Consider the following 26,463-nt stretch of genomic DNA (forward strand, 5'->3'; position numbering starts at 1 on the left):
CGAAATCGCTGGAGTCGCCCCCATGCCCACCATCGTTGTCGAGGTAATGCCCAAGGCTGAAATTCTTGACCCACAGGGCAAGGCAGTCGCTGGCGCTCTTACCCGCCTAGGTCACAACCAATTCACCGGTGTTCGCATCGGAAAGCGCTTCGAGCTCACCGTTGACGGTCCCGTCACCGCTGAAACTCTTGAGGCCGTCAAGACCATCGCAGAGGACATCCTCTCGAACTCGGTCATCGAAGATGTCGTCAGCATCTCCGAGGCCAAGTAATGCGCGTCGGAGTTATTACCTTCCCCGGCTCACTCGATGAGCGTGACGCGCAGCGTGCGGTAAAGCTCGCGGGTGGAACACCTGTTGCCCTGTGGCACGGAGCGCATGACCTTGAGGGCGTGGAAGCCATCATTCTTCCCGGCGGTTTCAGCTACGGCGACTATCTGCGTGCAGGTTCAATTGCCAGTCACGCCCCCATCATGGCTGAAGTCATCGATGCAGCTCACAAGGGTATGCCCGTGCTCGGTATTTGTAACGGATTCCAGATGCTTGCTGAAGCTCGCTTGGTTCCCGGTGCTCACACCCGCAATGACTGCCAGACTTTCGTTCGCCGCGATCAAAAGCTCATCGTGGAGAACAACAACACAGCGTGGACGAAAGACTTCGCCCAGGGTGAAGAAATCATCATTCCGCTGAAGAACGCAGACGGTCGTTTCGTCGCTGACGCTGACACCATCAAGCGCATCGAAGACAACGGTCAGGTGACCTTCCGCTATGTCGGCGTGAACCCCAACGGTTCCATCGATGACATTGCCGGTGTTTCAAACGAAGCTGGCAACGTGGTTGGTTTGATGCCTCACCCCGAGCACGCAGTGGAGCCAGGCTTTGGCCCCGACACCGCGGTAGCAATGCGCTCAGGACTGGATGGGCTCAAATTCTTTACCTCCGTCATCCAAAGCACCATCCTGTCCAAGGCATAAGCCTCGTGAACGCAGTAAACACAGCACACGCCCCGGGATTTACTCCCCGCAAGCTCTACTTTGTACTTGCCATTGCGGAAGCATGCACCTGGACACTGTTGATCACTGGCTTGATCTTGCGAGCCACCACCGGCATTGACCAAACCTTATTCACCACCATCGGTGGCCTGCACGGTTTCGTCTTTATTGCCTATGGCGCAACCTCCATCCTCATCGCCTTCAACCAGCGCTGGGGATTCTGGATGGGTTTGCTTGCCGTGATTACCGCGATCTTGCCCTATGCCACTATCCCTTTCGAACTTGTTCAAGCCAAGCGCGGAGCACTCGAAGGGCCCTGGCGCCGTGAGGCAACGGACGATCCTCGTGATGCCCGTCCGTTGGATCGACTTTTCCGTTGGTTCTTGAACCACCCGATTTTGTTGATACTGGTCATTGTTCTAGCGATTGTCGCCGTCTTCACAACTTTGCTCATCATCGGTCCTCCCGGGGGACGCTAAAGATAATGAGCACTCTCACTTTTCCCACCCACATGAAGGGACTTCACGCGTGAGCAACCACGTCGCCGACACCGTAGAGAACGCCATCGCAACACCCGACAAGGTTCAGCCCTACGGCGCCCTTGGTCTCAAGGATGACGAGTACGCCAAGATTCGTGAAATCCTCGGACGCCGTCCCACCTCTGGTGAGCTGGCGATGTATTCGGTGATGTGGAGTGAACACTGCTCTTACAAATCTTCGAAGATTTACCTTCGCCAGTTTGGCCAGAAGGTCAGCGAGAAGATGAAAGAAAAGCTCATGGTCGGCATGGGCGAGAACGCCGGTGTTGTCGATGTCGGAGAGGGCTGGGCTGTCACCTTCAAAGTAGAAAGCCACAACCACCCCAGCTACATCGAGCCCTTCCAGGGCGCTGCCACAGGTGTGGGTGGAATCGTCCGTGACATCATCTCGATGGGTGCACGTCCCGTGGCAGTGATGGACCAGTTACGTTTTGGTGCCATTGACCACCCTGACACTCCTCGTGTACTCCACGGTGTTGTCGGAGGTATTAGCTTCTATGGGAACTGCCTTGGTCTTCCCAACATTGGTGGCGAGACCTACTTCGACTCTTGCTACCAGGGCAACCCGCTCGTAAACGCGCTTTCTGTTGGTGTGCTGCGTCACGAAGACCTTCACCTCGCTAACGCTTCTGGTGTGGGCAACAAGATTGTTCTCTTCGGTGCACGCACCGGTGGAGACGGTATTGGTGGCGCATCGATTCTTGCCTCTGACTCCTTCGATTCCACCGGACCAACCAAGCGTCCTGCAGTTCAAGTTGGTGACCCCTTCGCTGAGAAGGTGCTCATCGAGTGCTGTCTTGAGCTATACCGTGAAGGCCTCGTTGAAGGTATTCAAGACCTCGGTGCTGCTGGTATTTCCTGTGCAACAAGCGAACTTGCTTCTAATGGTGACGGTGGCATGTTTGTTGAACTCGACAATGTTCTCCTGCGCGACCCCACCCTCACCGCGGAAGAAATCCTCATGTCAGAGAGCCAGGAGCGCATGATGGCTGTGGTCAAGCCTGAGCTGCTGGATCAATTCATGGCTGTCGTCAACAAGTGGGATGTGGAAACCAGTGTTCTCGGTGAAGTGACCGACACCGGTCGCCTCGTGATCCACCACGGTGGCGAAGAAATCGTGAACGTGGACCCTCGCACCGTCGCTATTGACGGTCCCGTCTATGAACGTCCCGTTACTTACCCCGCATGGATTGATGCACTGCAGGCTGATTCAGCTGACAAGCTGACTCGTCCCACAACAGGTGCAGAGCTGAAGGACCAGTTCTTGAAGCTTGTTGCCAGCCCCAACCTGGCGGACAAGTCACTCATCACCACCCAATATGACTACTTCGTGATGGGTAACACGGCACTGAGCTTCCCTGACGACGCCGGCATGATTCGCGTCGATGAAGAGTCTGGCCTTGGCTTTGCTATCGCCACCGATGCCAACGGTCGCTACTGCCAGCTTGACCCCTATAACGGTGCTCGTCTAGCTCTCGCAGAGGCCTACCGCAACGTTGCTGTCTCCGGTGCTGTTCCTGCAGCTGTCACTGACTGCCTCAACTTTGGCTCTCCCGAGAACCCCGAAGTGATGTGGCAGTTCAAGCAAGCTGTAGCTGGTCTGGCAGATGGGTGTTTGGAGCTCGAGATCCCTGTCACGGGTGGAAACGTCTCCTTCTATAACCAGACCGGTGATGCCCCCATCCACCCCACTCCAGTTGTGGGAGTGCTGGGTGTCATTGACGATGTTGCCCGTCGTATTCCTTCCGCATGGCAGGACGAAGGCAACAACATCTACCTCCTGGGTTACACCCGCACCGAACTTGATGGTTCGGCCTGGGCTGGCACCATCCACAACCACCTCGGTGGTGTTCCACCTGTTGTTGACCTGGCTCAAGAAAAAGAGTTGGCGGATCTCCTGCAAGGTGCTGCTATCGAGAGCTTGATTCTTTCTGCCCACGACCTCAGTGATGGTGGTCTGGGGCAGGCATTGGCGGAGTCTGTGATGCGCTTTGGTGTTGGTGCTCGCGTCTGGCTCGATGAAATCATCGAGCGTGACGGTGTTGACGCCGCTACTGCGCTGTTCTCTGAATCAACAGGTCGTGTGATTGTTTCTGTTCCTCGCGAAGACGACGTTCGATTCTTAGGACTGTGTGAAGCACGCAACTACCCTGTTTTGCGTATCGGTGTTACCGACCAAGGTGGGGCAGATGCCAAGCTTGACGTTCAAGGACTGTTCGAAGTCTCTGTCGAGGAAATTAGACAACGCAGTAACGAGACCCTGCCAAAATACTTTGGCTAACCATCTGGAGTAATCATGACTGACCACGTAGGCGGCCCCCGCCTTGTAATGAATGACGGATTGGTCATTCCTCAGATTGGCTATGGCGTTTTCAAAGTCGAAGACGACGTAGCAGAACACTCTGTCGTAGACGCACTTGAGGCAGGTTACCGACACATCGACACGGCAGCCATCTATCAGAACGAACGCGGAGTTGGTGCTGCGCTGAAGGCCTCAGCTTTGCCACGCGAGGAGATTTTTGTCACAACCAAACTGTGGAACACAGACCAAGCTCCTGATGCTGCCTGGCCAGCCCTTCACAAAAGCCTTGATCTTATGGGACTCGAATATGTTGATCTGTATCTGATCCACTGGCCTTCACCATGGAGGGGCAACTTTCTAGCTGCATGGGAAACCCTCATCGAGATGCGCGAGAAAGGTCTTGTGAAGTCCATCGGTGTATCCAACTTTGAAGAGGAACACCTCACTGAGATTATTTCGGCTACGGGAGTAACTCCTGCAGTCAACCAGATTGAACTTCACCCCTATTTGCAGCAGGAGTCGCTCTCTGAAATTGATGCAAGGCATGGGATTCTGACTGAGGCTTGGTCACCGTTGGGACAGGGGCAAGCACTCGAGGATGCTGTGTTGAGCTCGATTGCCCTCAAGCACAACGTCAGCACTGCACAAGTGATTATTCGTTGGCACGTTCAGTCCGGACGTATTGTGATTCCGAAATCTGTGACGACGTCACGAATTCAATCGAACATTGACGTGTTCGGTTTTGAACTTGATCAGGACGATCTTGCAGCTATCAAGACTCTGAACACAGACAGCCGTATTGGTCCAGACCCCAGGACTGCTGACTTTTAAGTGGTTGGGCAAATTGTGGAGCTTGTATTACCAATACTCATTGCTGCTTTTTGGGGTGCAATTGCGGTAGGAATTTTGATCCGATTTACGCGAGCAAAGAAGGGTAAACGAATCAGAACTGCCACAGAACCTGTCGTAGCAGCAGCCGAGTCTTACCAGGAGAATCTCATTGGTAAAACAGGCATGCAAAATCTCAACGAAGCTTCGGATTTGGATCAATCCAAGTAGTAACTGCTCTTACAGAGTTTTGATCGCCAGACTGTTGAGTTCCTGACCAACCTGATATTGCTCGCCGAGGACTAAACGTCCTTCAGCAGTGAGAGTGGTGCGATATTCATTGCTATCGCCGATGCGTTCAATCTTGACAAAGGGAACAAACGTTTCAGGGGAGAGGATTCCTCCCTGCGCTATCAAGAGAGTTCCCACACCATTCTGAAGCTCGACGAGAGGGTTCTTGAGCACGATGTTCATCATGCCCCAGTGGCCACTGAGCTTGGCGGTTCCGAGAAATTGCAGTGTGCCTGTTGCCGTGTCAGCGTCAAAGTTCGACGCAGCACCATCTTCACTAAAAGTGAAAAGATTGCCCTCAAACACAGCAGGAGAATCTGCTTCGATGAGGCCATCCTCAATGCCACGCAGATAACCTAACAAAGAATCCTTGATGCCCCACTGGAGCTGGTAGTCAGACATACTTAGCCTCGAGCTTGCACGTGGTGATGAATAACTTCTTCCACAACGAAGTGGAACCACTTTTCTGCAAAGGTGGGATCGAGGTTGGCTTCTTCAGCAAGTGCGCGCAGTCTGGCAACCTGACGTGCTTCACGCTCGGGGTCCGATGGCGGAAGATTGTTGGCTGCTTTGAGAGTTCCGACCTTCTGAGTGAACTTAAAGCGTTCAGCGAGCATGTGAATCAGTGCAGCATCAATGTTGTCGATGCTCTCTCGAATACCTGCAAGCTCTGCTGCGACCTCAGGGGTCATGTCGTTCTGCGCCATAGATTCAGGGTAGCGCAGGACTGATTACTTCTGAGCTTGCCTGCGCATGATGAGTACACCAGCGATAACGATGGCGCCACCAACTGGTTCATACCAGTGCAGAGTTTCGCCCAAGAAAACAACACCAAGCATGATGCCAACAATGGGCATCACGTAAGTTACTGAGGAAGCACGGGTTGGGCCCCAAGATTCGAGCACATCGTTGAACCACAAATATGCCAGGCCGGTTCCACCAAATCCGATAATCGAAATGGCTATGACGGTGCTCCAGTCGATAGTGACCGGGCCGGTTGCAAGAAATGGTGTGAGCAGAAGGATGAACAATGCTGCTGCACCAACCTCAATGATGGAGATAGCTTTGGCGGAGACACCGCTGGGGAACACATACTTCTTGAGATAGGTTCCCGAGAATCCATACATCACAGCCGCGCTCAGTGCCGCAATCTGGCCCCAGAAACTTCCACCCAGGTCAGTGATAGTCCAGGGCGCGATAACCACGACAAGCCCTGCTAAACCAACGAGCACACCAACTGCTTGATTGCGGTTGAAGTTCTCAACCCGCAACACATAAACAGCAATGATGGCGGTCATGATCGGGGTAAGGCCGTTGTAAATGGTGGCAACGGCAGAGGTGATGTACTGCTCAGCCCACGGGAAGAAGATGAAGGGAATACCAATACCGATGATTCCGGCGACGGTGATGTGGCCCCAGAGTTTGATGTCCTTGGGGAGTTTTTCACGACTAATCAACCAAAAGACAAGCATGAATATGCCGCCGGCAACCACGCGTGCCCACGCAACCTGCCCCCAGCTCAGAGTGTCTAGGGCGATCTTGATGAAGAAGAAACTCGAACCCCACAACAGCGCCAACGCCACAAACTTGAAGGCAATAAGTGCCGGAGATTGGCCGCGCTTGAAGTTGGTGGCTGAAGTCGTCATAACCTCTTCAGCCTAGCCCTGAACAAGCTCATTCAGGCATGAACGATATGTCCAAACTGGCCAGCCGGCCAGACAGAGTTCTTAGCCGACCAGGTCGTGCTGCACGATGATGGCATCACGTGCAGGGCCAACGCCAATAGCGGAGAAACGAGCACCGCTCATAGCTTCCAGAGCAGTGACGTAGTCTTGAGCGTTCTTTGGAAGATCACTGAACTTTCGTGCACCGGTGATGTCTTCGCTCCAGCCGGGGAAGTATTCCAAGATGGGCTTTGCGTGGTGGAAGTCTGTCTGGTTGACAGGAACTTCGTCGTGGCGAACACCATCAACGTCATAGGCCACACACACAGGAATCTTCTCGAGGCCAGTGAGAACATCCAGTTTTGTTAAGACAAAGTCGGTCACACCGTTGATGCGAGCGGTGTAACGAGCAATGGGAGCGTCGTACCAACCGCAGCGACGAGGGCGTCCCGTGGTGGTTCCAAACTCGAAGCCCTTGGCACGCAAGAATTCACCATCGGCATCAAAGAGTTCCGTGGGAAACGGACCAGCACCGACACGAGTTGTGTAAGCCTTGATGACAGCAATCACGCGCTCGAACTTGTTGGGCCCAATACCGGATCCAGTCGAAGCGCCACCTGCGGTGGCGTTCGACGAGGTTACGAAAGGATACGTTCCGTGATCGATGTCCAGCATGGTTGCCTGGCCACCTTCAAAAAGAACAACCTTGTCAGCTTCGAGAGCCTGGTTGAGTTCTAGAGCAGTATCAGCAACCATGGGCGCAAGGCGCTCACGGTAGGAAAGAAGTTCTTCAATCACAGCGTCAGCAGAGATGGCGCGACGGTTATAGATCTTGGCGAGCAGGTGGTTCTTGATATCTAAAGCTGCTTCAACCTTTTGACGCAGAATGCCTTCGTCAAAGATGTCTTGGATACGAATACCAACACGGTTAATCTTGTCGGCGTATGTGGGACCAATGCCTCGGCCGGTAGTACCAATTTGTCGCTTGCCTAAGAAGCGCTCAGTGACCTTATCCAAGGTGCGGTGGTAGTCAGTGATGACGTGGGCGTTGGCACTCACACGCAACTTTGAGGTGTCGATACCGCGCGAGTTGAGGGCGTCCAACTCAGCAAAGAGAACAGAGATGTCAATAACAACACCGTTAGCAATCACGGGAGTAACACCGGGGGTGAGAATGCCAGAAGGAAGAAGGTGGAGGGCGTACTTCTCGTCACCAATAACAACGGTGTGACCGGCGTTGTTTCCGCCGTTGAACTTGACCACGTAGTCGATGCGCTCTGCGAGAAGGTCGGTAGCTTTACCTTTACCTTCATCGCCCCACTGGGCACCAATCAACACGATTGCTGGCATGACGATATCCCCTCGTCCTTTGTTCGGCGAGCGCGACTGCGACCTGCCAGTAATTCATTCTACCGGCTCAGCAATGCCTATTTCTTGCGGTTACTTATGCAGCGGCAGTGGCCAGTAGCACCGCATCGATCGCCTTACGCTGCTGGTCGCCGCTCACAAAGTAGCGCTCACGTAGGGTGAGGGTTTCTATGTTCATACCCACCGCTTCACAGGCAGCGCGAAGTTCATCCTGTGTGGGGTTGAGCTCAGGGCTTGGTGGTCCCCCAAAGCCATATTCAAGGTTTTCTCGGGCATGCCACACACCAAACAATGTGCCACCTGGGCGCAGGCTGTGCGCTGCCGAGGCTATCGCGGCAGCGAGGTCTGCTGCAGGAATCTGGAGATAGGCCATCACGGCCAGATCTACTGGCTTGGTGACGCAGGACTCAGGGTGGGTCGCATCCACTGTTGTTCCTGTGCACAGTTCAAAGAGACCTTCACGTTCAGCACGCTGCAGGAATTTAGTGACCGCTACTGCCGAAAAATCTGAGTTCTCAACATGCCAGCCACGGCTGGCAAACCACAGGGCATTGCGGCCCTCTCCGCCACCAAGGTCGAGCATCTTTCCAGCCGGAAGATCAGAGAGATATTCGACGACGAACTCGTTCGGTTCTAATGACCACACCATCTCCGACTCGGCATAGCGCTGATCCCAAGCTTCAGGAGAGTTCCGGGTAGTCATTTCTAATCAAACTTCACGTGCTGCATGATCCAGGAGTGCATAGTGACCGCAGCTGCAGCACTAGCGTTGATTGAACGAGTTGATCCGAACTGGGTGATCTCAATCACTGCTTCGGCCGCATCAATTGCCTCAGCAGAAAGACCCGGGCCTTCTTGGCCGAACAGAAACAGGCAGCGCTCGGGCAGAGCATAGGTCTCGATCTTGACGCAGCCAGGAACGTTATCGATGGCCAAGATGGGAAGTTCATGCTCAGTAGTCCAGGCCACGAGGTCTGCGACAGTGTCGTGATACAGAACGTGTTGATAGCGGTCTGTGACCATTGCTCCGCGCTTGTTCCAGCGCTTCCGCCCCACAATGTGGACGGTGTCTGCGCCAAAGGCATTAGCCGAACGCACGATGGAACCAATGTTCATATCGTGTTGCCAGTTCTCAATGGCTACATGGAAGGGATGACGCTTCTCGTCGAGGTCTGCGACGATCGCTTCCATCTTCCAATAGCGATAGCGGTCAATAACGTTTCGGGTATCGCCCTTTTCTAGAAGCTCTGGGTCATACCAAGGCTCCTCAGGGAGCTCGCCAATCCATGGCCCCACACCCGAGGTGCTGAGCTCATGCGTGGGAGAGTCAGGAAGTTCTGTCACAGTTACTGAGGCTCAAGCCCGAGGTCCTCAAGACCGATTGCATAGAAGTAGGGGTATCCGGCTGTTTCAATACGTTGACGTGCGTCAGTTGCACGGTCGACCACTACAGCAACACCGGCAACCTCAGCGCCAACCTTCTCGAGTGCTTCAATGGCTTTCAGTGGCGAGCCTCCGGTGGTGGAGGTGTCCTCAAGAACGACTACTCGCTTACCTGTGAGGTCGGGGCCTTCAACCTGGCGACCACGTCCGTGGTCTTTGGGTTCTTTGCGGACAACAAAAGCGTCATAGGTTAGTCCGCGGGCAGCACCCTGGTGCAGGACAGCTGTCGCGATGGGGTCTGCACCCATGGTGAGGCCACCCACGGCATCAACATCGGGAATTTGAGCCAGCACGTCCAACATGACCTGCCCAATCAGTGGGGCAACGCGGTGATCGAGCGAGATCTTGCGCATGTCGACGTAGTAGGTTGCCTTCTTGCCGCTTGTCAGCGTGAAGTCACCGTGAAACACGGCTTCTTCTTTGATGAAGTTGATGAGTTGTTCGCGTGCAGAAGTCATGCTCACAGTTTATCGGCCAGTACTTGGCCGCTTTGCCTAGTGAGGCAGAGGCTCGAGTGGAACGATGTCCTCGTCATCATCATCATCACTGGGTGTTCCTGCGATGTGTTCCTTTTTGCCTTTAGTTGGCCATTCCACGATGACCATGGCGGCAACCATGAAGGCTCCACCAATGATGGTTTTGAGTGCCAATACTTCTTGCCCCACAGCAACGGAGACCACCGCGGTGAACACCACTTCTAAGGTGAGGATGATGGCCACGCGGGCTGGTTCCATTTGTGCTTGCGCCCAGGTTTGAACAAAGAAGCCGATGACGGTGGCAAAGATTGCCGTGAAGAGGACAGCCATCCACACATCAACAGTGGGGGGTGCTTGGTAGCCATCTGGAAGAGCACCAATCCAGCACACCACTGCCACAAACAGCAGTTGAGCAAAGGTCAGTGCATAGGAATCCAGACCAGAACTGAATTTACCCAGACCTACAATGTGCAGGGCGTAAAGCACCGCACAAATAATTCCCCAAATTTGGCCAACCTCAATAGTTACCCCGGTAATGGAAATCAGTCCTAAACCAATCAGTGCCAACACGGCACCGAGGGCAACCTTGATTCCGACCTTGCGGCGGAAAATAATCCAGCCCAAAATAGGCGTTAGCACAACATATGTTCCCGTGAGGAAGCCTGTGATTGCAGCAGTGGTCATTTCTAAGGCGATGGTTTGCGTGATGTAGGCAAGACCTAACACGATCCCTAAACCCGCGCCAACTGCAAGCATTTTGCCCTTGAGGGCCAGTACAACCTTGGGTTTGATGGCCAGCATGATTCCAGCGGCTATCGTGAACCTGATCGCCAAGAAGTCAAAGAATGGCTGCTGCTCGATAGCGGGTTTCATCACCACAAAGGCGATACCCCACATCGCTGCCACTGAGATCAGTGACCACACAGCGAGGCGGGAGGTTGTCATCCCTCCAGCCTAGCTAGGAGCCAGCCGGTCTAAGAATTTGAGCGACGGCGTCGAATCGGTGAATCATCATCACCATCGTCGTCAATGACTAACGTTTCAAAGACAGGTTCTGAGGATGACGCAGGTGGTGCAGGAGTTCCTGCCTTGGCCTGCTTCTTCTCTGCACGCTTTGCTTTACGCTTCTCGCGACCACCTTCAACCAAGTTGTAGATGGTGGGAAGAACAATCAAGGTCAGCGCGGTCGAAGAAATCAATCCACCAATTACCACGATGGCCAAAGGCTGGGAAATGAATCCACCGGAGCCGGTGATACCCACAGCCATAGGAATCAAAGCAAAGATGGTGGCCAATGCCGTCATCAAGATTGGACGCAAACGACGAGTCGAACCCTCAGTGAGAGCCTCTCGAACTGGCAGACCCTTAGCCCGATACTGGTTGACCAAGTCGATGAGCACGATGGCATTTGTAACCACGATTCCCACCAGCATCAGCAAACCAATGAAGGAGGGGACACCCAGTGGAACACCGGTAATGACCTGCAGGCCAATGGCGCCTGTTGCCGCGAAGGGAACTGAAATCAGAAGCAACATTGGCTGAAGCAAGGAACCAAAAGTTGCCACCATGATGATGTAGACCACGAGGATGGCGACAAGCAGTGCAATACCCAGCGAGCTAAACGCGGAAGCCTGGTCGGCGCTCACGCCGCCAATCTTTGCTGAGGCACCAGCTGGAAGGTTGAGATCGGTCAGTGCTCTGTTGACAGCAGCAGTTGCAGTGCCGAGGTCTTCACTATTGGGTGTGATGGTGACGGTAGCACTGCGCTGTCCCTTTACTGTGGTGACCGTGGCGGGACCATCTTTGACCTCAACGGTGGCCAAGGTGTCCAAAGGAACTGGACCCTGCGCGGTGGGAATAACAAGTGCAGCAAGTTCAGCTTCGGTTGCAGGTGGATCTTCAGAAGCGATGTAGATATCGAGAGTAGTTCCCTCAATCACCACCGTTCCGATGGTGGTGGGTCGCATCGCTTGAGCAACGTAGCCTGCGAGTGCAACCTCTGAGAAGCCAGCCTCAGCTGCTTCTGTTCGCTTCACGGTCACAGCAATGTAAGGGCGAGCTTCGGTCAGATTACTGGTGACTTGCTTTGCTTCGGGCAACGCCGTCATGGTCTTCTGAACCTCGGCAGCAGCCTTTTCCAAATCTGCTTGGTTCGGAGCAGTGATGTTGACTTCAATATCGCTGCTGGCACCAAACCCGCCCGAAGAACCAATAGTGATGGTGTCCTTGTCGGCTACCTTCTCGACAGCGATACGGGCATCTTCTTGAATCTTCTGCTGGTCGCCACCTTCAACGGTGGTTACTGAGTATGTGATAGCGGTATCTCCACCGCCGACAAAGGCGTCACGGAGTGCGTTTCCGGAAGAACCAATAGAGACCTGGACAATTTCGACGCCCTTGGTGTCGAGCAAAGCGCCTTCAACATCGGCAGCCATCGCATCCTGCGCTTCCAGGCTGGTTCCGGGCTTTATGGATTCGGTCACAGTGAACGTGTTCTGACCGGAGGATCCAAGGAAGTTAGTTTTCATCAGCGGCAGAATTGCGCCGGTGCCAACGAGGACAAGGACAGCAAGAATAATCGTGACAACACTGTGCTTGAGGGTCCAGTTGATAATCGGCAGGTACCCCTTTTGCAGCCAGCCTGGCTTTTCTTCGCCAGCGAGCTCAGCTTCTTTAGCTTTGGCAGCACGCTTGCCAGTCTCGGAAGGTGCGCGCAGGAACCAGTAGGCAAGCACGGGAACGATAGTCAATGAAACGAGCAGTGACGCTACCAGCGCGATGGTGACTGTCAGCGCGAACGGGCGGAACAGCTCGCCGGTGATGTCTCCCACGAAGGCAAGAGGCAAGAACACAGCAACGGTCGTTGCGGTGGAAGCTGTAATCGCACCAGCCACTTCTCGAACTGCATCCACAATAGTTGCTGCCCGGTCCACTCCCGGAACAAGTCGACGCTTGATGTTTTCGATAACCACGATGGAGTCATCCACAACACGACCGATTGCGATCGTCAGCGCACCCAGGGTAAGGATGTTGAGCGTGTAGTTCGACGCCTGCAGACCAATGAAGGTGATGAGGACCGAGGTAGGGATTGAGATTGCCGTCACTATGGTCGAACGAATTGAGACGAGGAAGACGAGAATCACAAGAACGGCGAAGAGCAGACCCAACAAACCTTCGGTCGTCAATGACTCGATGGATTTTTCAATGTAGGGAGCCTGGTCAAAGACGACAGTAAAGGTGGCGTTATTTCCCAAGCTTGCCTGAAGTTCAGGAATGACAGCGTTAACTGCGTGAGAGACATCTACCGTGTTCGCGCCGGGAAGTTTAGTAACGGCAATCGTCAGAGCTGGCTGGCCGTTGACGCGAGAAATCGTTGTTTCGGGCGCGTTAGTCAGTTCAACGGTAGAGACATCACCAATAGTGACAACACCGGGACCTTTGGCCCCCACGAGCGGCAGATTCGCAATCTCTTCTGTTGAGGTAATGCGTTCACCAATTTGAACAGAGAGTGTCTGGTCATTCTCGGTTATTTCACCGGCGGGGATGAGTAGACCATTTGCATCAAGAGTGTCTTTGATAGCTGCTGTGGTGAGGCCCTGGGCTTGAAGCGCACCGAAATCTGGAGTGATCGTGACGCGCTTTTCTGGAGCACCAAGTAAAGCGGCGTCACGAACGCCTTCAACATCTTTGATTTCTCCAAGTGTGGAAGCGCGAAGCAGGTCAGCTAGCTCGAGTGTGCTGACATCACTCGAGACCGCAATCTGCATGACAGGGAAATCACTGAAGCTTCCGGTGATGACCTGCGGGTCAACATCGGTCGGAAGCTGGGATTTGATGCGGTTGATTGCCTGGTTGATCTTTTGCTCAGAAATGATCAGGTCTGTTCCGTATGTAAAGGAGACAGAAATCAGGCTCAGGTTGGTACTTGAGGTTGCTGTGGTGTTTTCGATACCCGGAACACCCTGAATTGCTGTTTCAATCGGGTTCGAGACGTCCTGGTTGACTACTTCGGGTGCAGCACCGGGGTAAACAGTGAGCACAGCCAGCTGAGGGAACTGAACGCTTGGCGCTAATTCCTGCTTGAGATTGGTCAGTGCAAGACCACCAAAGATGGCAACAACGACCGTGACCAGCGCAATGAGGGCGCGGTTTTTCATACTGGCTTTAGCTAAAAGAAACACAAGTCTCAGTCTGGCACTACTTTTCGTTAAACAAATGAGAGTTCTCTGTGGGAAGAATCGGCGTAAAGTAGCCTTTCGTGAGTCCTGAAGAAACACCCACTGGTTCTATTCCTGAATCAAAGTCACCAAAACGCTGGATTATTGGTGACCCTCTCCCCACAGCAATGCTGGAAGGTGAACTTCTCAAGAAGCGAATAGCCCTTCCCATCTTCGCCAGTGACCCACTTTCTTCGGTGGCATACGCCCCTCAAGAACTGTTGATGATTCTGCTCATCGGTGGACTTGCCTTCCTCAGCTTTGCGCCGTGGATTGCCGCCTGCGTTATCTTGCTCATGATTGTGGTGATTGCCAGTTATCGCCAACTCATCAAGGCTTATCCATCAGGCGGTGGTGACTACGAAGTTGCACACAAGAACCTGGGCGAGAAGGCCGGTGTTGTTGTAGCTTCCGCTTTGCTCGTTGACTATGTCATGACCGTTGCGGTATCGGTTGCCTCCGGTGTGGACAACATCATTTCCGCTATTCCCGAATTGGCTCCAGAACGCGTTCTTCTTGCCGTTGTCTTCGTCATCATTCTGGCCGCCATCAACCTGCGTGGTGTTCGCGAATCAGGTAAAGCCTTTGCTTTCCCGACCTACTTCTTCGTAGCCAGCGTCTTTTTCATGATTGTGGTCGGCATTGTGCGAACCATCATGGGCGACCCCCCTGTGGCTGAATCTTCTGAATATCTAGTTCAGGGCGAGAATGTAGCCCAAGCTGCGCTTGTTCTCTTATTGTTGCGCTCCTTTGCCAGCGGTTGTGCTGCGCTCACCGGTGTTGAGGCTATTTCTAACGGAGTTCCTGCCTTCCGCGCTCCCAAGATTAAGAACGCTCAGACCACACTGGTGATTATGGGAGCCATTGCCATCACATTGTTTGCCGGCCTGATCATCATGGCTTTCATCTCTGGTGTCCGTTATGCCGAAGATGCCTGCCATCTCATTGGCTTTGCCAACTGTGAGACAACTCCGCAGAGATCCCTCATTGCACAGATTGCCGCCGCTACTTTCGGCAACAACACATTCTTGTTCTATGCCATTCAGGCTGGAACCGCCTTAGTGCTATTGCTTGCGGCAAATACTGCTTTCAATGGATTCCCACTATTGGGTTCAGTTCTGGCACGCGACGGATATGCACCTAAGTCTCTTGAAACTCGTGGGGACCGCCTGATTTACTCCAACGGTGTTATTTCCTTGGGCTTGGCGGCCATTGTCATTTTGGTTGTTTTCCAAGCCAACCTCACACAGCTCATTCAGCTGTACATCATCGGTGTTTTCGTGTCCTTCACACTGGGCCAATCCGGCATGGTTGTGCACTGGACCAGACTGCTCAAGACAAAACCGGACAACCCCGGAAGCATTAAAAGATCACGCTTGATCAACATCACCGGGGCCACGTTCACCGCGACAGTTCTCATCATTGTGACTGTGACAAAGTTCACCCACGGAGCCTGGATTGTCTTCTTGGCTATGCCGATTCTCTTCACCCTCATGATTGGTGTGAATCGCTACTACCGTGACGTTGAAGCGGAAGTCGCAGTTGACGCTGTCACAACCTTCGGCGCGAAGGGTGACCACGCCATTGTGCTGGTGGGCAAGATGCAAAAGCCCATCCTCAAAGCAATCGACTATGCGATTGCTGCCCGTCATGATTCCATCGAAGCCGTCCACGTCTCCATTAACGAAGTGGCAACAGCTCGACTTGAACTGGACTGGATACGCCAAAACATCCACTTACCGCTGCGCATCATTAGCTCGCCCTATCGCGACCTGAGCTGGCCACTGATTCAGCACATTCGTGAACACCGGGCTCAGCACGGTTCTGAAATCGTGACAGTGTATTTACCTCAATACATCGTGGGCCACTGGTGGGAGCATGCTCTGCACAACCACAAGGCGCGACGCCTGAAAATGAAACTCATGCTTGAGCACGGTGTCACTATCGCACTCGTGCCTTGGCTTCTCGACTCCACAGACCTCATTTATGGTCGCCGCTCTCGTCCGGTGCCCGGACAATCACGTCGTGGAGAACCTGTACGTCCCCCCGCACGTAAGCCGATGACACCGGCTAAGCGCGAAAAGACTGACACTGAGTGAAAGATCTAAAAAAAGATCTCATACCCGTCATCATTGGTGGTGCACTGGGTACAGCATTACGCATCCTGTTGGACATCATTCTCAGTCTCGTCTTTGCAACTTTCTCGCTCGCTAGCACGATGCTCATCAATGCTGTGGGCTCATTCGCCTTAGGTTTCTTGGTTGCTGGCCTGTGGGCCAAACCGAAAACTCCTCGCTGGTTCAAGGTAGGCATTGGGCCTGGCCTGCTCGGCGGTTTCACGACATTCTCTGGTGTGATGTTGCAGGCCTTGCTGATACAGAATCCAATGATGACCGCAGCATTCCTGGCGCTGTCTATTGCGACTAGCCTCTTTGCTGCAGTGCTCGGAATCTGGCTGGGAACCCCTCGCAAGAAGGGAGCTCGACGATGAATGCGCTCTCATTTATTCTCGCGATTGTTGCCGGTGGGATCGGGGCTGGGCTGCGCTATGGCGCAACGGTTGTGCTGCCCCCGAAGAAGGAAGGCTTCCCATTGGCAATTTTTATTATCAATGTGGTGGGCTCATTCCTCATTGGTATTTTCACTGCGCTATTGATCAACACAGTGCTCTCAACCGAATTGGGATTCATACTGGTAGCAGGTTTCTGCGGAGGATTTACCACGATGAGCACCTTTGCCGTGGAGTCCGTGGAAAGAATGCAGTCCGGGAAGTGGTTTATCGCGGGGCTGAACATTGTCGGTTCAACAGCAGCCGGTTTATTGGCTGTGGGGGCTGGCTACGTTATTGCTGGTGGTCCGCTCAGCTCATGAGTGCCGTGCTCATGTTAGACTCGGCCTAGATTTTTTCATTGGTGTCCGGTGATTTTTTTCCCGGTGAGCAAGGTAAGGGTTCTCGCATGGGGCGTGGCCGTCAAAAAGCGAAGCACACTAAAGTTGCGCGTGAGCTGAAATACTTCAGCCCAGCTACTGACCTTTCTGCACTCGAGAAAGAGATTGGCCACGCTTCCGACAGCGAAGAGTATGTGGACAAGTGGGCTGACTTGTACCCAGACGACGAAGATGAGGAAAGTGAAGCTACGGCTTCTGCCTAATTCTTTTTCTGTGAACGCATTCTGCGATATGCGCTCTGCAGTGCAACAAACAACAGCAACAATCCAAACAGTTGAGTGGATAGTCGCTCCGGCAAAATAAACGCGAGCGCTACCCCACCAAATGACGCAGCTACAGCTGCAGCTCCCACAATCAAGCCCTCTTTGAGGACGACAAGACCTGCGCGCAGATTAGGTATTGTTCCAGCGATAGCTGTCGGAACCATAGCGAGCAAGGATGTTCCTTTTGCCAGTAGTGCGCTCAGGCCAAAGAACGACATAAATACCGGAACAGCAATAACTCCCCCGCCGATACCGAGCATTCCCGAAGCAACACCCATCAACAGTCCAAGACCAATCAAAGCGAAGGCATTGCCCACGCTCATCGTGAATGTGCCGCCTGTCTGTTCAGCCACAAACAAGAGACGCCCGGCTTCGATGAGCATCATGGCGACGAAGGTCCAGTGGATCACAGCTATGGGCAGCACCCGTAAAAGTTTTGACCCTAAGGGTGCCCCGACGATTGCACCCAACGCCACCAGCCCAGCAACGGCAAAATCTACCTGCTGGTTAATCCCATAGGTGAGGGCACCCACGATAGAGGTGGGAACTATTGCCAGCAGGGACGTTGCTGAAGCACGACGTTGATCAAGTTTTGCCCAGAGCATGAGTAGCGGAACCATGATGATTCCACCGCCGACTCCGAAGAAGCCCGAAAGAAATCCGCCCACTGCTCCAGTGATGAGGAGGGGAAGAATCATGGTGAAGGTTAGTTGCTGTAGCTACCGACGAGACGAACAGCGCCACCATTGACGCCCTTGGCGCCTTGTTCAAATCCGGTGAAGTCACGCTCGGAGGTGGAAACCATTCCGACCACCCATGCAGGTATACCCAGCTCTGAAAGTTTCTGGGTCACAGCAGATGCTGCCCCGGAAGAAACAACGGCAAACATTCCAATGCCTAAGTTCCAGGTTCCCTCGGTGCTTTCTAGGCTTTCACCAGAAAGCGAGGTGAGAACACGGAAAACATTTCCTGGTGACCAGGTGGAGCGATCCACCTCAACCCAGGAACCAACAGGAAGTACCCGTGCCAAGTTGGCAGCAATGCCTCCGCCAGTGACATGGCTCAGAGCATGGATGCTTCCTGCCAGGGCAGGGTCGCCAAGAACTTCGACGAGTGGTCCGGTGTACAAACGAGTGGGCTCAAGCAGAACCTCACCTACAACACCACCAAAGTCGTCCGAGGTGCTGTCGTAGCTCAGCTTGTTTTCGGCCAAAATATGGCGCACAAGGGAGTATCCGTTGGAGTGCAAACCTGAAGATTCCATGGCGATCACAACATCGCCGTTGACGACACGCTCAGCACCCAAAGCGTCAGCTGCTTCGACAACACCGACAGCAGCACCCGCAACGTCATAGTCGTCTACACCAAGGAGACCAGGGTGCTCCGCGGTTTCACCACCAACCAGAGCTGTGCCGGTTGCCGAGCAGGCATCCGCGATGCCCTTCACGATGGCAGCAATACGCTCAGGGTAAACCTTGCCGCAGGCAATGTAATCGGTCATGAACAAGGGACGAGCACCGCAGACAATGATGTCGTCAACAACCATGCCGACCAAGTCTTGACCGATGGTGTCGTGCTTATCAAGCGCCTGAGCGATGGCGACCTTTGTTCCCACGCCATCGGTGCTGGTTGCTAACAGTGGACGATCAAAACTTTTCAGAAAAGAAACATCGAAAAGGCCGGCGAATCCGCCTACTCCGCCAAGAACTTCAGCGCCGTGGGTGGCCTTAACGCTGGCCTTCATGAGTTCGACAGCGAGGTCACCGGCTGCGGTATCAACACCCGCACGTGCGTAGGAAGAATTCTGGCTCACGTGCTCAAGTCTATCCTCAGGAAAGATGTGCCAGACTTGTCTAGGAACTCACGAGAGCTCCTCTACGCACCTCAAATTTCAGGAGCTACCACCGCACATGTGTGGCATCGTCGGAATCGTCTCTACTGAGCCAGTCAACCAACAAATCTACGACGCTCTGTTGCTTCTGCAGCACCGCGGTCAAGACTCGACTGGTATCGCAACCGCAGACGGTTCACACCTGCACATGCACAAGACCAAGGGTCAGGTGCGCGAGGGTTTCCGTACTCGTGACATGCGCACTCTGGTCGGAAACGTGGGCCTCGGTCACGTGCGATATGCCACAGCTGGTGCCGCTTCCAACGAAGAAGAAGCACAACCGTTTTATGTGAATGCCCCCTACGGCATCATCTTGGTTCACAACGGTAACCTCACCAACACTCGTGAACTAACCAAAGACTTATTCAACATTGACCGCCGACACGTCAACACCTCCAGTGACACTGAACTGCTACTCAACGTGCTGGCTACTGAACTGCAGAGCACCATCTCTGGCTCCGACTTAAGCCCAGAGAACTTATTCCAAGCTGTTGCAAACCTGCACACGCGCGTTGAAGGTTCCTACGCCGCTATCGCGATTATTTCCGGTCACGGTTTGCTCGCCTTCCGCGATCCTTTCGGTATTCGCCCACTGATCCTGGGTAAGCGAGAAATGGACAATGGCAAGACTGACTACATTGTTGCCTCAGAGTCACTCGTTCTCGAAAGTGGCGGTTACGAAATCGTGCGTGACGTAGAGCCTGGTGAGGCCGTATTCATTACTCAAGATGGAACCCTCTACACCCACCAGTGTGCGGAGAACCCCATTCTTCGACCCTGCTCTTTTGAATACGTCTACCTCGCTCGTCCCGACTCAGTGATGAACGGCATCTCTGTCTACGAAACGCGACTGCGTATGGGTGATCGTTTGGCTGCCACCATTGCACAACATGCTCCGCTCGGTGACATTGACGTGGTCATGCCGATTCCTGACTCGTCCCGCCCCTCAGCAATGCAGGTTGCACGCACGCTGGGTGTGGAATATCGCGAAGGTTTCTTCAAGAACCGATACGTAGGTCGCACCTTCATCATGCCCGGCCAGGCGCAGCGCAAACGTTCTGTCCGCCAGAAACTCAACGCAATGTCCGCAGAGTTCAAAGGCAAGAATGTCCTCATCGTGGACGACTCGATTGTGCGTGGAACAACCTCTCGCGAAATCGTCGAGATGGCTCGTGCTGCTGGAGCAAACAAGGTGACCTTCACCTCGGCGGCTCCCCCCGTCCGCTACCCCCACGTTTATGGCATCAACATGCCCTCGCGCCAAGAACTCATAGCTCACGGCCGGAAAATTCCAGAGATTGCTCAAGAGCTTGGTGCAGACCACCTGATCTATCAGGAAGTAGCTGACATGGAAGCAGCGATCATGGAAGGGTCTAACCTCACCGGGCTTGACCTGAGCTGCTTCACAGGCGAATACGTCACCGGAACGATTACTCCGGAATATCTCGACTGGGTCGAGCGCAACCAGTTGAGCTAATTAGTCCGGAGTGACTTCAGTCTTCTGCGCTGTAACGGTCGTAACGTGGCGCGAGTAATAGCGATCCACAATGAGGGCAAAGATTAGCCCAAGTGTTCCACCGATGGTTCCCGTGATGAGCATCATGAAGCCAAAAATTTGAGTAAGCGTGAACTCACTGTTATTCGGGAACGCAAAGGTCAGAATCAATGCAGCAATGATGCCGAAAATGATTCCTACGACCATAAATGTCAAAAACTTGGGAGAACGTCGAACAACGACCTGCTCAGTGGTGACTGTTTCTTTTTCGCTCATGTCACCATTGTGCCAGTGGAAAGAGGTAGCTCACATCACTGCGAACACCTGATGCACTGATCTTCCCCTCGTCATAGGCTTCTCTCCAGGCTTGTTTGCCTGTCGCTATGGCAATCCATGTAGCGGGATCCATCTCCACCACATTCGGGGGTGTTCCCCGAGTATGTTCTGGCCCTTCCACGCACTGGATGGCTCCGTAAGGCGGTACGCGAAGTTCAACTGTATGGCCTGGTGCGCGATCTGTGACCAGTTGCAGCAGATATCTCACTGCAGTGGCAACATCGTTGCGCTCAGACGAACCTTCCATAACAGCTTGAACGGCTAGTTGACCTTCAGCCGCATCCACTCGAGGTTTAGCCATGGCGGTTAGGCAGAGCGAGAAACGACGTGTTCTGCAAAAGCTGACAGTGCGGTTTTCACCGGACCTGCAGGCAGTGGCTCGAGCGCAGCAACAGCTTCGTGTGCCCAACGGCGAGCTTCTTCACGGGTGGCTTGGGTAACCGGATGCGTATACAGCTCAGCGATAGCTAGCTGGAGGTCAGCATCTGCCTCGGCAGATTCTTCATCGGCATCATCGCGAATGCGAGCCAACAGTGCGGCTGCCGCGGGGTCTGTGAGTCCCTGCTTCTCAAGCAGCAAAGTGGGCAGTGTGGGAACGCCTGCGCGCAAATCAGTTCCAGCTTGTTTACCGGTAGCTGCAGATTCGGGAGACAGGTCCAGGACGTCATCAGCGAGCTGGAAGGCGACGCCGATTTTTTCACCAAACTCCACCATGGGCTCCTCAAATTCGCGAGGTGCACCAGAGTAAACAATGCCGCAACGGGCTGCAGCGGAAATAAGCGATCCCGTCTTGTCTGCCAACACTTGGATGTAGTGAGAGACAGGGTCCTCATCTGGACGGGGGCCCACGGTTTCATGGAGCTGACCCAGGCACAACCGCTCAAAGGTTTCGGCCTGCAGCAGCATTGCCTTCTCACCGAGACGCGTCATCAGTGTGCTGGCCCTGGAGAAGAGAAGATCTCCGGTGAGGATAGCTACCGAGTTTCCCCACACTTCATGAGCACTGGGAACACCACGACGAAGCGGAGCTTCATCCATAACGTCATCGTGATACAAAGAAGCCAAGTGAGTGATTTCGATTGCTTGGGATGCCGTGATGACTTCAGGGGTTGCGCCATTGCCCAGCTGTGCAGTGAGCAAAGTCAGCATGGGGCGAACGCGCTTACCTCCGGCGCCGTAGAGGTATCGACCTGATACATCGGCGAGCGCATCGGCAAAATGAAGTTCTGTACTGAGGCCTTCTTCGATTGAGGCCAAACCAGCGTCGATGGTATCCGCGAGTTGTTTTGTTTCTGGACTGGCGAAAAGTCGCTGACGCAAGGAAAGACGTCCAGCTACACCACTCACGCTCGTACTCACCCGTTCAGCCTAGTCCTCACTATGAAACTGGTTTGATTCCGCGGTGAAGAGCAACAACTCCGGCGGTGAGATTGCGATAAGCCACTTTCTCAAAACCTGCTTCACGGATCCAGCTCGCCAGAGTGGATTGGTTAGGCCAATCCTCGATGGAGTCTGCTAAGTAGGTATAAGCCTCGGTGTTGGAACTGGAAACTTTTGCTACCAATGGCATGACCTTGCGCAGGTAGAAGTTGTAACTCGCACGAATGGGGGCAGCTGGTGGGGTAGAGAACTCGCATATGACAATGCGCCCACCTGGTTTGGTCACTCGGTAGAGCTCAGCAAGTGCTTTCTTCGGCTGAACAACATTCCGGAGACCGAAAGACATTGTCACTGCATCAAAGCTGTTGTCCTCAAACGGAAGTGCAGTTGCGTCTGCTTGGACAAACTCGATGAGGGGATTCTTACCGTGTTTCTTGCGACCTACTTCGATCATTCCAGGAGAGAAATCAGCAGCCACCACATGCGCACCAGACTTGGCCAACGCCGCGGAACTTGTGCCCGTTCCAGCCGCGAGGTCCAATATCCGCTCAGTTGGCTGTGGGTTGACAGCACGGGTCGTCGAGATTCGCCACAGGGTTGCATTACCTGCCGAGAGCAAACTGTTGGTGACGTCGTAGCCGGCGGCTACGTCGTCAAACATGGCAGAGACGTCCTCGGGCTTTTTCGATAGGTCAGCAGTAGTCACAAGAGAAGTCTACGGCGCAGGCGTAGGCTGTCTCGAGTGAGTGTGAATACACAAGATGGCCTCGTTGTAGAAACGGTGCCAGTAGAGCAGGTTCCAGAGTTGCTGGATCTCCTCGCGCCGTCGTCTCCTCTGCTGTGGTGGAGACGCAATGAAGGCATGGTTGGCCACGAGCCTCTCATCACACGACACTTCCACGGCAATGATCGTTTTAGAGAAGCAGCCGCAGCCTGGAAAGAGATTGTCTCCTCCGCTGAGGTCACTGATGAAGTAAACCTCCCGGGTACCGGCTTGATGGCTTTTGGAACATTCGGGTTCCGCTACACCTCTTCTGTCCCCAGCGTTCTCATCGTTCCGCGGCTTATCGTTGGTCGCCGCGGTGGAATTTCGTGGCTGACACGGATTCGCCCAACAACTGAATCAGCATCACCGCTTAGTCCGAAGGAAGCTGAGAGCATTCTTACGGAACTGATAACGACAACAGGAAAGACTGGATCATCTCCCCATCTCACTCTGATCGAGGGCGCTCAATCAGAGACAGGTTTTCTTGCATCGGTTGGCCGCGCTGTTGAACGCATTAACACTGGTGAGGTTGACAAGGTTGTTCTCTCTCGCGATCTCCGAGGAACACTCTCCGAGAACTCAGATCTGCGTTTTCCTCTGCAACGTTTAGCCGAAAGCTATCCGGACTGTTGGACGTTCAGCGTGGACGGATTAGTGGGTTCTAGCCCTGAAACCTTGGTGAGTGTGCACGGCAATAAAGTCCAAGCACGTGTACTGGCCGGAACAGCTCGCCGTGGAAGCGATGCAAAGTCAGATCTTGAAAGCGCCGCCGCTTTAGCATCCAGCCATAAAGATCTCGACGAACATGGCTTTGCCACTCGTTCTGTATTAGATGCTCTTGCTCCCTTTACAGGGGCACTGACGGTGAGCGAATCTCCTTTCACCTTGAAGCTGCCTAATGTCTGGCATTTGGCAACAGATATTGCCGGCACACTCTCTACAGGATCTTCATCTTTGGATCTGGTGGATGCCTTGCACCCAACCGCAGCTGTTGCCGGAACTCCCACCGCAGTAGCCGTCACCGTGATTGATGATTTAGAGCCATTTGATCGCGGCAGATATGCCGGTCCCGTGGGCTGGGTCGGGGCAAACGGCGATGGGGAATGGGCTATTGCACTGAGGTGTGCTCAAGTTTCAGGCGAAAACATCACGGCATATGCCGGATGTGGAATAGTTTCAGATTCCATTCCAGAAAAGGAATTAGTCGAAACAGAAATGAAATTCCGCCCCATAGTTGACGCATTCAGCTAGCGGGAAAGCACCACTTCAATAATCTCTGGACCCTCACCAGTAGCAGTTAGTGCGCGTTCAAACTCACTCACAGTAGTTACTCTTGTGAAGTTCCAGCCATATGCGGCAGCTAGCGCATGGAAATCGACTACTTGCGGAGTGAGGAAAACTCGATCCATGCTTTCAGCTGGAGCTGTCTGTCCCACTTCTAGAGCATCGAAGATTGTTCCCCCGCCGTCGTTTCCAACGATGACTTGAACGCGGGGTCTGATCTCGTTCTCACCAAAAAGAAAAGAACCAGCATCATGCAGTGCTGCGAGGTCGCCGACCACAATTCTTGTCAATGCGCCTTCGGCAGCTAAAGCAATGCCGATGCCCGTTCCAATATTGCCATCGATACCGGCAAGTCCACGATTAGCGTGAACAGTGATCTTTTTTCCGCCGACAAATTTGTCGGCGACACGGATTAAACGTGAGGCGCCAAAAACTAAACGGTCGTGAGGCCACGTTGCCCGCCAGACTGCATCCACAAGGAGTTCCCTGTTGAGAGGAACCCTTGCAGCTGCGACTTCAGCTTTGAGGAATGCTTTCTTATCCTCAATACTTTCTGAACGTGACGCAGAAATATTTGGAGCGGTTGCCAGCGCTGCATCAATGCTGATCGTTTCAATTTCGGCAAAAACCTCCCGGCCTGTTTGAATCCACAGACCTAGCCATTTTTGATCTGTCTCACCAGGTTCAACCTCTACCTGGTTGACGAATGACGCCACGTTGAGACCGGGGTTATACCCTTCAGGAGCTTGGCCCCTCACAACAATCGTTTCAATCCCTGTTGTTGAGTCAGCAATGATTGCGGGCACTTCACGACTAAGCGTGGGGTGTCCAAAAACGATAATTCGTTCAATCTGCGAGGTGAGTTCTGGCATCGATAAGAGTTGGCGATAAGCAGGAACAAGATTCCTGCCATATCGAGACCCACTGGTTACCTCAGCAATCAGTGGCCATCCTCCCTCATGGGCAACTTCTTCAGCACGGGGGCCAGCATCAGCTCCAGCAATAACGATGGTCCGGGGGCCACGAGCCAGCTGGACCGTGATTGCTGACTCAGTTGCTATGTGAGCATCACGTGATTGAGCTCCAACAGGACGTAAATCAATCGGCGAGGACAGGGGCTCTCGGAAAGCAAGGTTGAGGTGAACAGGGCCTGGGGCATAAGGATTTGTTGCTACCCGCCATGCCTGTTCGGCAAGCTCGTGTGCGCGCCGAACAACAGTAGCCCCGGGAGCTGGTGCTGGCTCGTCAATGCTGAAGCGAACGGCAGGACCAAAGATGTCATGTTGATGAGTTGTTTGGTTACTCCCAATCTCACGCAGCTCTTCTGGCCGGTCAGCGGTGACAACAATCATGGGAACACCAGCATGGTGTGCTTCAAGAACAGCAGGATGCAGGTTTGCTACAGCAGAACCGGAGGTAGTGATCACTACTGCTGGAGTTGAGCTTTCTACTGCGATACCCAAAGCTACGAACCCGGCTACACGTTCATCAATGCGCACATGAAGTTTCACATCGCCGCGGCGCTCAAGTTCGGCAGCCACAAGAGCTAGTGCTTGAGAACGTGAACCCGGAGCTAGAACTATGTGTTCGACACCCAGCTCAATCAGAGAGGGAAGAAACTCAGCAGCAAAAACTGAGGAAGGTGCCGCCTTGCTCACGATGAGCCACCGGGTGGATCCTTCGGTGGGAAATTCAAACCACGAAGGAAGTCTGGGTCATCGTCTGGAGCAATGGTTCCACGTGGGCCTTTCCCCTTAGGACCTCGACCAACGGTGAACCACAGGATAGGTCCCACAACAGGAATCACAATGACGACAACAATCCAGAGTCCTTTGGGAACTCCGCGCACACGGAATCGATCAATGAAAATCACATCCACCAAAGAAAAGACGGTGAGTGCGATAGCAATAGCGATACCGATGATGAATAAGCGAGTCATGATGTATCTAAGTTTAGGCAGGCTCTGAGCTCGCACACAGCC

The 26,463-nt window shown here is 53.6% G+C and carries 29 protein-coding genes; 12 read left to right on the forward strand and 17 right to left on the reverse strand.

Annotated features, from left to right (window positions below):
- Positions 1 to 22 precede the first annotated feature (22 nt).
- The 6 genes from purS to AINA4_RS07275 are packed head-to-tail and all read left to right on the forward strand — an operon-like array spanning position 23 to position 4,890.
- Positions 23 to 271, forward strand: a complete 249-nt coding sequence (gene purS / locus AINA4_RS07250; protein ID WP_096383182.1) for a phosphoribosylformylglycinamidine synthase subunit PurS — start codon at positions 23 to 25, stop codon at positions 269 to 271.
- Positions 271 to 972 carry a phosphoribosylformylglycinamidine synthase subunit PurQ gene (gene purQ, locus AINA4_RS07255; protein ID WP_281786755.1) on the forward strand — a complete coding sequence of 234 codons (702 nt, stop codon included), beginning with the start codon at positions 271 to 273 and terminating at the stop codon, positions 970 to 972. The genes purS and purQ overlap by 1 nt, the downstream gene beginning before the upstream one ends.
- Positions 973 to 977: 5 nt before the next feature.
- The gene (locus AINA4_RS07260; RefSeq protein ID WP_281786756.1) at positions 978 to 1,469 is read left to right on the forward strand and encodes a DUF3817 domain-containing protein; all 492 of its coding nucleotides are present in this window, start codon (positions 978 to 980) and stop codon (positions 1,467 to 1,469) included.
- Positions 1,470 to 1,518: 49 nt separating this feature from the next.
- Positions 1,519 to 3,810: a phosphoribosylformylglycinamidine synthase subunit PurL gene (gene purL / locus AINA4_RS07265; protein ID WP_281786757.1), complete on the forward strand. Its 2,292-nt coding sequence runs from the start codon at positions 1,519 to 1,521 to the stop codon at positions 3,808 to 3,810.
- 15 nt (positions 3,811 to 3,825) lie between these two features.
- On the forward strand, positions 3,826 to 4,662 hold the full coding sequence (locus AINA4_RS07270; RefSeq protein ID WP_281786758.1) for an aldo/keto reductase: 837 nt from the start codon (positions 3,826 to 3,828) through the stop codon (positions 4,660 to 4,662).
- The gene (locus AINA4_RS07275; RefSeq protein WP_281786759.1) at positions 4,663 to 4,890 is read left to right on the forward strand and encodes a hypothetical protein; all 228 of its coding nucleotides are present in this window, start codon (positions 4,663 to 4,665) and stop codon (positions 4,888 to 4,890) included. It begins immediately after the preceding gene.
- 9 nt (positions 4,891 to 4,899) lie between these two features.
- Here AINA4_RS07275 and AINA4_RS07280 read toward each other — a convergent pair whose 3' ends face one another.
- From AINA4_RS07280 to AINA4_RS07320, 9 genes are all read right to left on the reverse strand, one after another.
- Positions 4,900 to 5,352 (reverse strand): HtaA domain-containing protein, encoded by a 453-nt coding sequence (locus AINA4_RS07280; RefSeq protein ID WP_281786760.1) that lies wholly within the window; start codon positions 5,350 to 5,352, stop codon positions 4,900 to 4,902.
- A gap of 2 nt (positions 5,353 to 5,354) precedes the next feature.
- Complete coding sequence (locus AINA4_RS07285) at positions 5,355 to 5,657, reverse strand: chorismate mutase (protein WP_197702065.1); 303 nt, start codon at positions 5,655 to 5,657, stop codon at positions 5,355 to 5,357.
- Between the two features lie 24 nt (positions 5,658 to 5,681).
- Positions 5,682 to 6,596: a DMT family transporter gene (locus AINA4_RS07290; RefSeq protein ID WP_096383168.1), complete on the reverse strand. Its 915-nt coding sequence runs from the start codon at positions 6,594 to 6,596 to the stop codon at positions 5,682 to 5,684.
- A gap of 81 nt (positions 6,597 to 6,677) precedes the next feature.
- On the reverse strand, positions 6,678 to 7,964 hold the full coding sequence (locus AINA4_RS07295) for an adenylosuccinate synthase (protein WP_114129558.1): 1,287 nt from the start codon (positions 7,962 to 7,964) through the stop codon (positions 6,678 to 6,680).
- A 94-nt stretch (positions 7,965 to 8,058) separates the two neighbouring features.
- Positions 8,059 to 8,685, reverse strand: coding sequence for a class I SAM-dependent methyltransferase (locus AINA4_RS07300; RefSeq protein ID WP_281786761.1), 627 nt, complete (start codon positions 8,683 to 8,685; stop codon positions 8,059 to 8,061).
- Between the two features lie 2 nt (positions 8,686 to 8,687).
- The gene (locus tag AINA4_RS07305; protein ID WP_281786762.1) at positions 8,688 to 9,326 is read right to left on the reverse strand and encodes an RNA methyltransferase; all 639 of its coding nucleotides are present in this window, start codon (positions 9,324 to 9,326) and stop codon (positions 8,688 to 8,690) included.
- 2 nt (positions 9,327 to 9,328) lie between these two features.
- Complete coding sequence (gene pyrE, locus AINA4_RS07310; RefSeq protein WP_280798348.1) at positions 9,329 to 9,883, reverse strand: orotate phosphoribosyltransferase; 555 nt, start codon at positions 9,881 to 9,883, stop codon at positions 9,329 to 9,331.
- Between the two features lie 36 nt (positions 9,884 to 9,919).
- Positions 9,920 to 10,846, reverse strand: a complete 927-nt coding sequence (locus AINA4_RS07315; protein ID WP_281786763.1) for a DMT family transporter — start codon at positions 10,844 to 10,846, stop codon at positions 9,920 to 9,922.
- 29 nt (positions 10,847 to 10,875) lie between these two features.
- A complete protein-coding gene (locus AINA4_RS07320; RefSeq protein ID WP_281787658.1) occupies positions 10,876 to 14,058 on the reverse strand; it encodes an efflux RND transporter permease subunit in 3,183 nt (1,060 codons plus the stop codon).
- 188 nt (positions 14,059 to 14,246) lie between these two features.
- Between AINA4_RS07320 and AINA4_RS07325 the strand changes: the two genes are divergently transcribed.
- From AINA4_RS07325 to AINA4_RS07340, 4 genes are all read left to right on the forward strand, one after another.
- Positions 14,247 to 16,217 (forward strand): APC family permease, encoded by a 1,971-nt coding sequence (locus AINA4_RS07325; protein WP_281787659.1) that lies wholly within the window; start codon positions 14,247 to 14,249, stop codon positions 16,215 to 16,217.
- The gene (locus AINA4_RS07330) at positions 16,214 to 16,609 is read left to right on the forward strand and encodes a CrcB family protein (RefSeq protein ID WP_281786764.1); all 396 of its coding nucleotides are present in this window, start codon (positions 16,214 to 16,216) and stop codon (positions 16,607 to 16,609) included. Before AINA4_RS07325 ends, AINA4_RS07330 begins: the two co-directional genes overlap by 4 nt.
- Positions 16,606 to 16,989: a fluoride efflux transporter CrcB gene (gene crcB / locus AINA4_RS07335; RefSeq protein ID WP_281786765.1), complete on the forward strand. Its 384-nt coding sequence runs from the start codon at positions 16,606 to 16,608 to the stop codon at positions 16,987 to 16,989. Before AINA4_RS07330 ends, crcB begins: the two co-directional genes overlap by 4 nt.
- 86 nt (positions 16,990 to 17,075) lie before the next feature.
- Entirely contained in the window at positions 17,076 to 17,270 is a 195-nt protein-coding gene (locus tag AINA4_RS07340) for a DUF3073 domain-containing protein (protein ID WP_096383145.1), read from the forward strand.
- On the opposite strand, the gene AINA4_RS07345 is transcribed toward AINA4_RS07340, so the two are convergent.
- Together AINA4_RS07345 and purM are read right to left on the reverse strand one after the other, a co-directional pair.
- On the reverse strand, positions 17,267 to 18,028 hold the full coding sequence (locus tag AINA4_RS07345) for a sulfite exporter TauE/SafE family protein (RefSeq protein WP_281786766.1): 762 nt from the start codon (positions 18,026 to 18,028) through the stop codon (positions 17,267 to 17,269). The two genes, AINA4_RS07340 and AINA4_RS07345, sit on opposite strands and share 4 nt — an antisense overlap.
- A gap of 8 nt (positions 18,029 to 18,036) precedes the next feature.
- On the reverse strand, positions 18,037 to 19,143 hold the full coding sequence (gene purM / locus AINA4_RS07350) for a phosphoribosylformylglycinamidine cyclo-ligase (protein WP_281786767.1): 1,107 nt from the start codon (positions 19,141 to 19,143) through the stop codon (positions 18,037 to 18,039).
- A 97-nt stretch (positions 19,144 to 19,240) separates the two neighbouring features.
- Between purM and purF the strand changes: the two genes are divergently transcribed.
- Positions 19,241 to 20,698 (forward strand): amidophosphoribosyltransferase, encoded by a 1,458-nt coding sequence (gene purF / locus AINA4_RS07355; RefSeq protein ID WP_281786768.1) that lies wholly within the window; start codon positions 19,241 to 19,243, stop codon positions 20,696 to 20,698.
- Here the strand turns inward: purF and AINA4_RS07360 are convergent, their stop codons facing one another.
- Genes AINA4_RS07360 through ubiE form a run of 4 tightly spaced genes read right to left on the reverse strand, consistent with a single transcriptional unit; the run spans position 20,699 to position 23,138 of the window.
- Positions 20,699 to 20,992 carry a hypothetical protein gene (locus tag AINA4_RS07360; RefSeq protein ID WP_281786769.1) on the reverse strand — a complete coding sequence of 98 codons (294 nt, stop codon included), beginning with the start codon at positions 20,990 to 20,992 and terminating at the stop codon, positions 20,699 to 20,701. It abuts the gene before it with no gap.
- Position 20,993: 1 nt separating this feature from the next.
- The gene (locus tag AINA4_RS07365; protein ID WP_281786770.1) at positions 20,994 to 21,353 is read right to left on the reverse strand and encodes a sterol carrier family protein; all 360 of its coding nucleotides are present in this window, start codon (positions 21,351 to 21,353) and stop codon (positions 20,994 to 20,996) included.
- Positions 21,354 to 21,358: 5 nt separating this feature from the next.
- Complete coding sequence (locus AINA4_RS07370; RefSeq protein WP_281786771.1) at positions 21,359 to 22,411, reverse strand: polyprenyl synthetase family protein; 1,053 nt, start codon at positions 22,409 to 22,411, stop codon at positions 21,359 to 21,361.
- 19 nt (positions 22,412 to 22,430) lie between these two features.
- A complete protein-coding gene (ubiE, locus tag AINA4_RS07375) occupies positions 22,431 to 23,138 on the reverse strand; it encodes a bifunctional demethylmenaquinone methyltransferase/2-methoxy-6-polyprenyl-1,4-benzoquinol methylase UbiE (RefSeq protein WP_281786772.1) in 708 nt (235 codons plus the stop codon).
- A 42-nt stretch (positions 23,139 to 23,180) separates the two neighbouring features.
- On the opposite strand from ubiE, the gene AINA4_RS07380 reads away from it, so the two are divergent.
- On the forward strand, positions 23,181 to 24,449 hold the full coding sequence (locus AINA4_RS07380) for an isochorismate synthase (RefSeq protein ID WP_281787660.1): 1,269 nt from the start codon (positions 23,181 to 23,183) through the stop codon (positions 24,447 to 24,449).
- Here AINA4_RS07380 and menD read toward each other — a convergent pair.
- Positions 24,446 to 26,140: a 2-succinyl-5-enolpyruvyl-6-hydroxy-3-cyclohexene-1-carboxylic-acid synthase gene (gene menD / locus AINA4_RS07385; RefSeq protein ID WP_281786773.1), complete on the reverse strand. Its 1,695-nt coding sequence runs from the start codon at positions 26,138 to 26,140 to the stop codon at positions 24,446 to 24,448. The two genes, AINA4_RS07380 and menD, sit on opposite strands and share 4 nt — an antisense overlap.
- Positions 26,137 to 26,421, reverse strand: a complete 285-nt coding sequence (locus AINA4_RS07390; protein ID WP_281786774.1) for a PLDc N-terminal domain-containing protein — start codon at positions 26,419 to 26,421, stop codon at positions 26,137 to 26,139. The genes menD and AINA4_RS07390 overlap by 4 nt, the downstream gene beginning before the upstream one ends.
- Between the last annotated feature and the right edge of the window lie 42 nt (positions 26,422 to 26,463).

The sequence above is a fragment of the Aurantimicrobium sp. INA4 genome (genome assembly GCF_027924525.1).
Lineage (GTDB): Bacteria > Actinomycetota > Actinomycetes > Actinomycetales > Microbacteriaceae > Aurantimicrobium.

Coding starts and splice junctions, on each gene's coding strand:
- AINA4_RS07390 (WP_281786774.1), bottom strand. CDS start 26,421: ATGACTCGCTTATTCATCATCGGTATCGCTATTGCTATCGCACTCACC.
- purS (WP_096383182.1), top strand. CDS start 23: ATGCCCACCATCGTTGTCGAGGTAATGCCCAAGGCTGAAATTCTTGAC.
- AINA4_RS07325 (WP_281787659.1), top strand. CDS start 14,247: ATGCTGGAAGGTGAACTTCTCAAGAAGCGAATAGCCCTTCCCATCTTC.
- AINA4_RS07300 (WP_281786761.1), bottom strand. CDS start 8,685: ATGACTACCCGGAACTCTCCTGAAGCTTGGGATCAGCGCTATGCCGAG.
- AINA4_RS07365 (WP_281786770.1), bottom strand. CDS start 21,353: ATGGCTAAACCTCGAGTGGATGCGGCTGAAGGTCAACTAGCCGTTCAA.
- AINA4_RS07315 (WP_281786763.1), bottom strand. CDS start 10,846: ATGACAACCTCCCGCCTCGCTGTGTGGTCACTGATCTCAGTGGCAGCG.
- pyrE (WP_280798348.1), bottom strand. CDS start 9,883: ATGACTTCTGCACGCGAACAACTCATCAACTTCATCAAAGAAGAAGCC.
- AINA4_RS07340 (WP_096383145.1), top strand. CDS start 17,076: ATGGGGCGTGGCCGTCAAAAAGCGAAGCACACTAAAGTTGCGCGTGAG.
- crcB (WP_281786765.1), top strand. CDS start 16,606: ATGAATGCGCTCTCATTTATTCTCGCGATTGTTGCCGGTGGGATCGGG.
- AINA4_RS07285 (WP_197702065.1), bottom strand. CDS start 5,657: ATGGCGCAGAACGACATGACCCCTGAGGTCGCAGCAGAGCTTGCAGGT.
- AINA4_RS07280 (WP_281786760.1), bottom strand. CDS start 5,352: ATGTCTGACTACCAGCTCCAGTGGGGCATCAAGGATTCTTTGTTAGGT.
- AINA4_RS07290 (WP_096383168.1), bottom strand. CDS start 6,596: ATGACGACTTCAGCCACCAACTTCAAGCGCGGCCAATCTCCGGCACTT.
- purF (WP_281786768.1), top strand. CDS start 19,241: ATGTGTGGCATCGTCGGAATCGTCTCTACTGAGCCAGTCAACCAACAA.
- AINA4_RS07270 (WP_281786758.1), top strand. CDS start 3,826: ATGACTGACCACGTAGGCGGCCCCCGCCTTGTAATGAATGACGGATTG.
- purQ (WP_281786755.1), top strand. CDS start 271: ATGCGCGTCGGAGTTATTACCTTCCCCGGCTCACTCGATGAGCGTGAC.
- AINA4_RS07345 (WP_281786766.1), bottom strand. CDS start 18,028: ATGATTCTTCCCCTCCTCATCACTGGAGCAGTGGGCGGATTTCTTTCG.
- AINA4_RS07320 (WP_281787658.1), bottom strand. CDS start 14,058: ATGAAAAACCGCGCCCTCATTGCGCTGGTCACGGTCGTTGTTGCCATC.
- AINA4_RS07295 (WP_114129558.1), bottom strand. CDS start 7,964: ATGCCAGCAATCGTGTTGATTGGTGCCCAGTGGGGCGATGAAGGTAAA.
- AINA4_RS07360 (WP_281786769.1), bottom strand. CDS start 20,992: ATGAGCGAAAAAGAAACAGTCACCACTGAGCAGGTCGTTGTTCGACGT.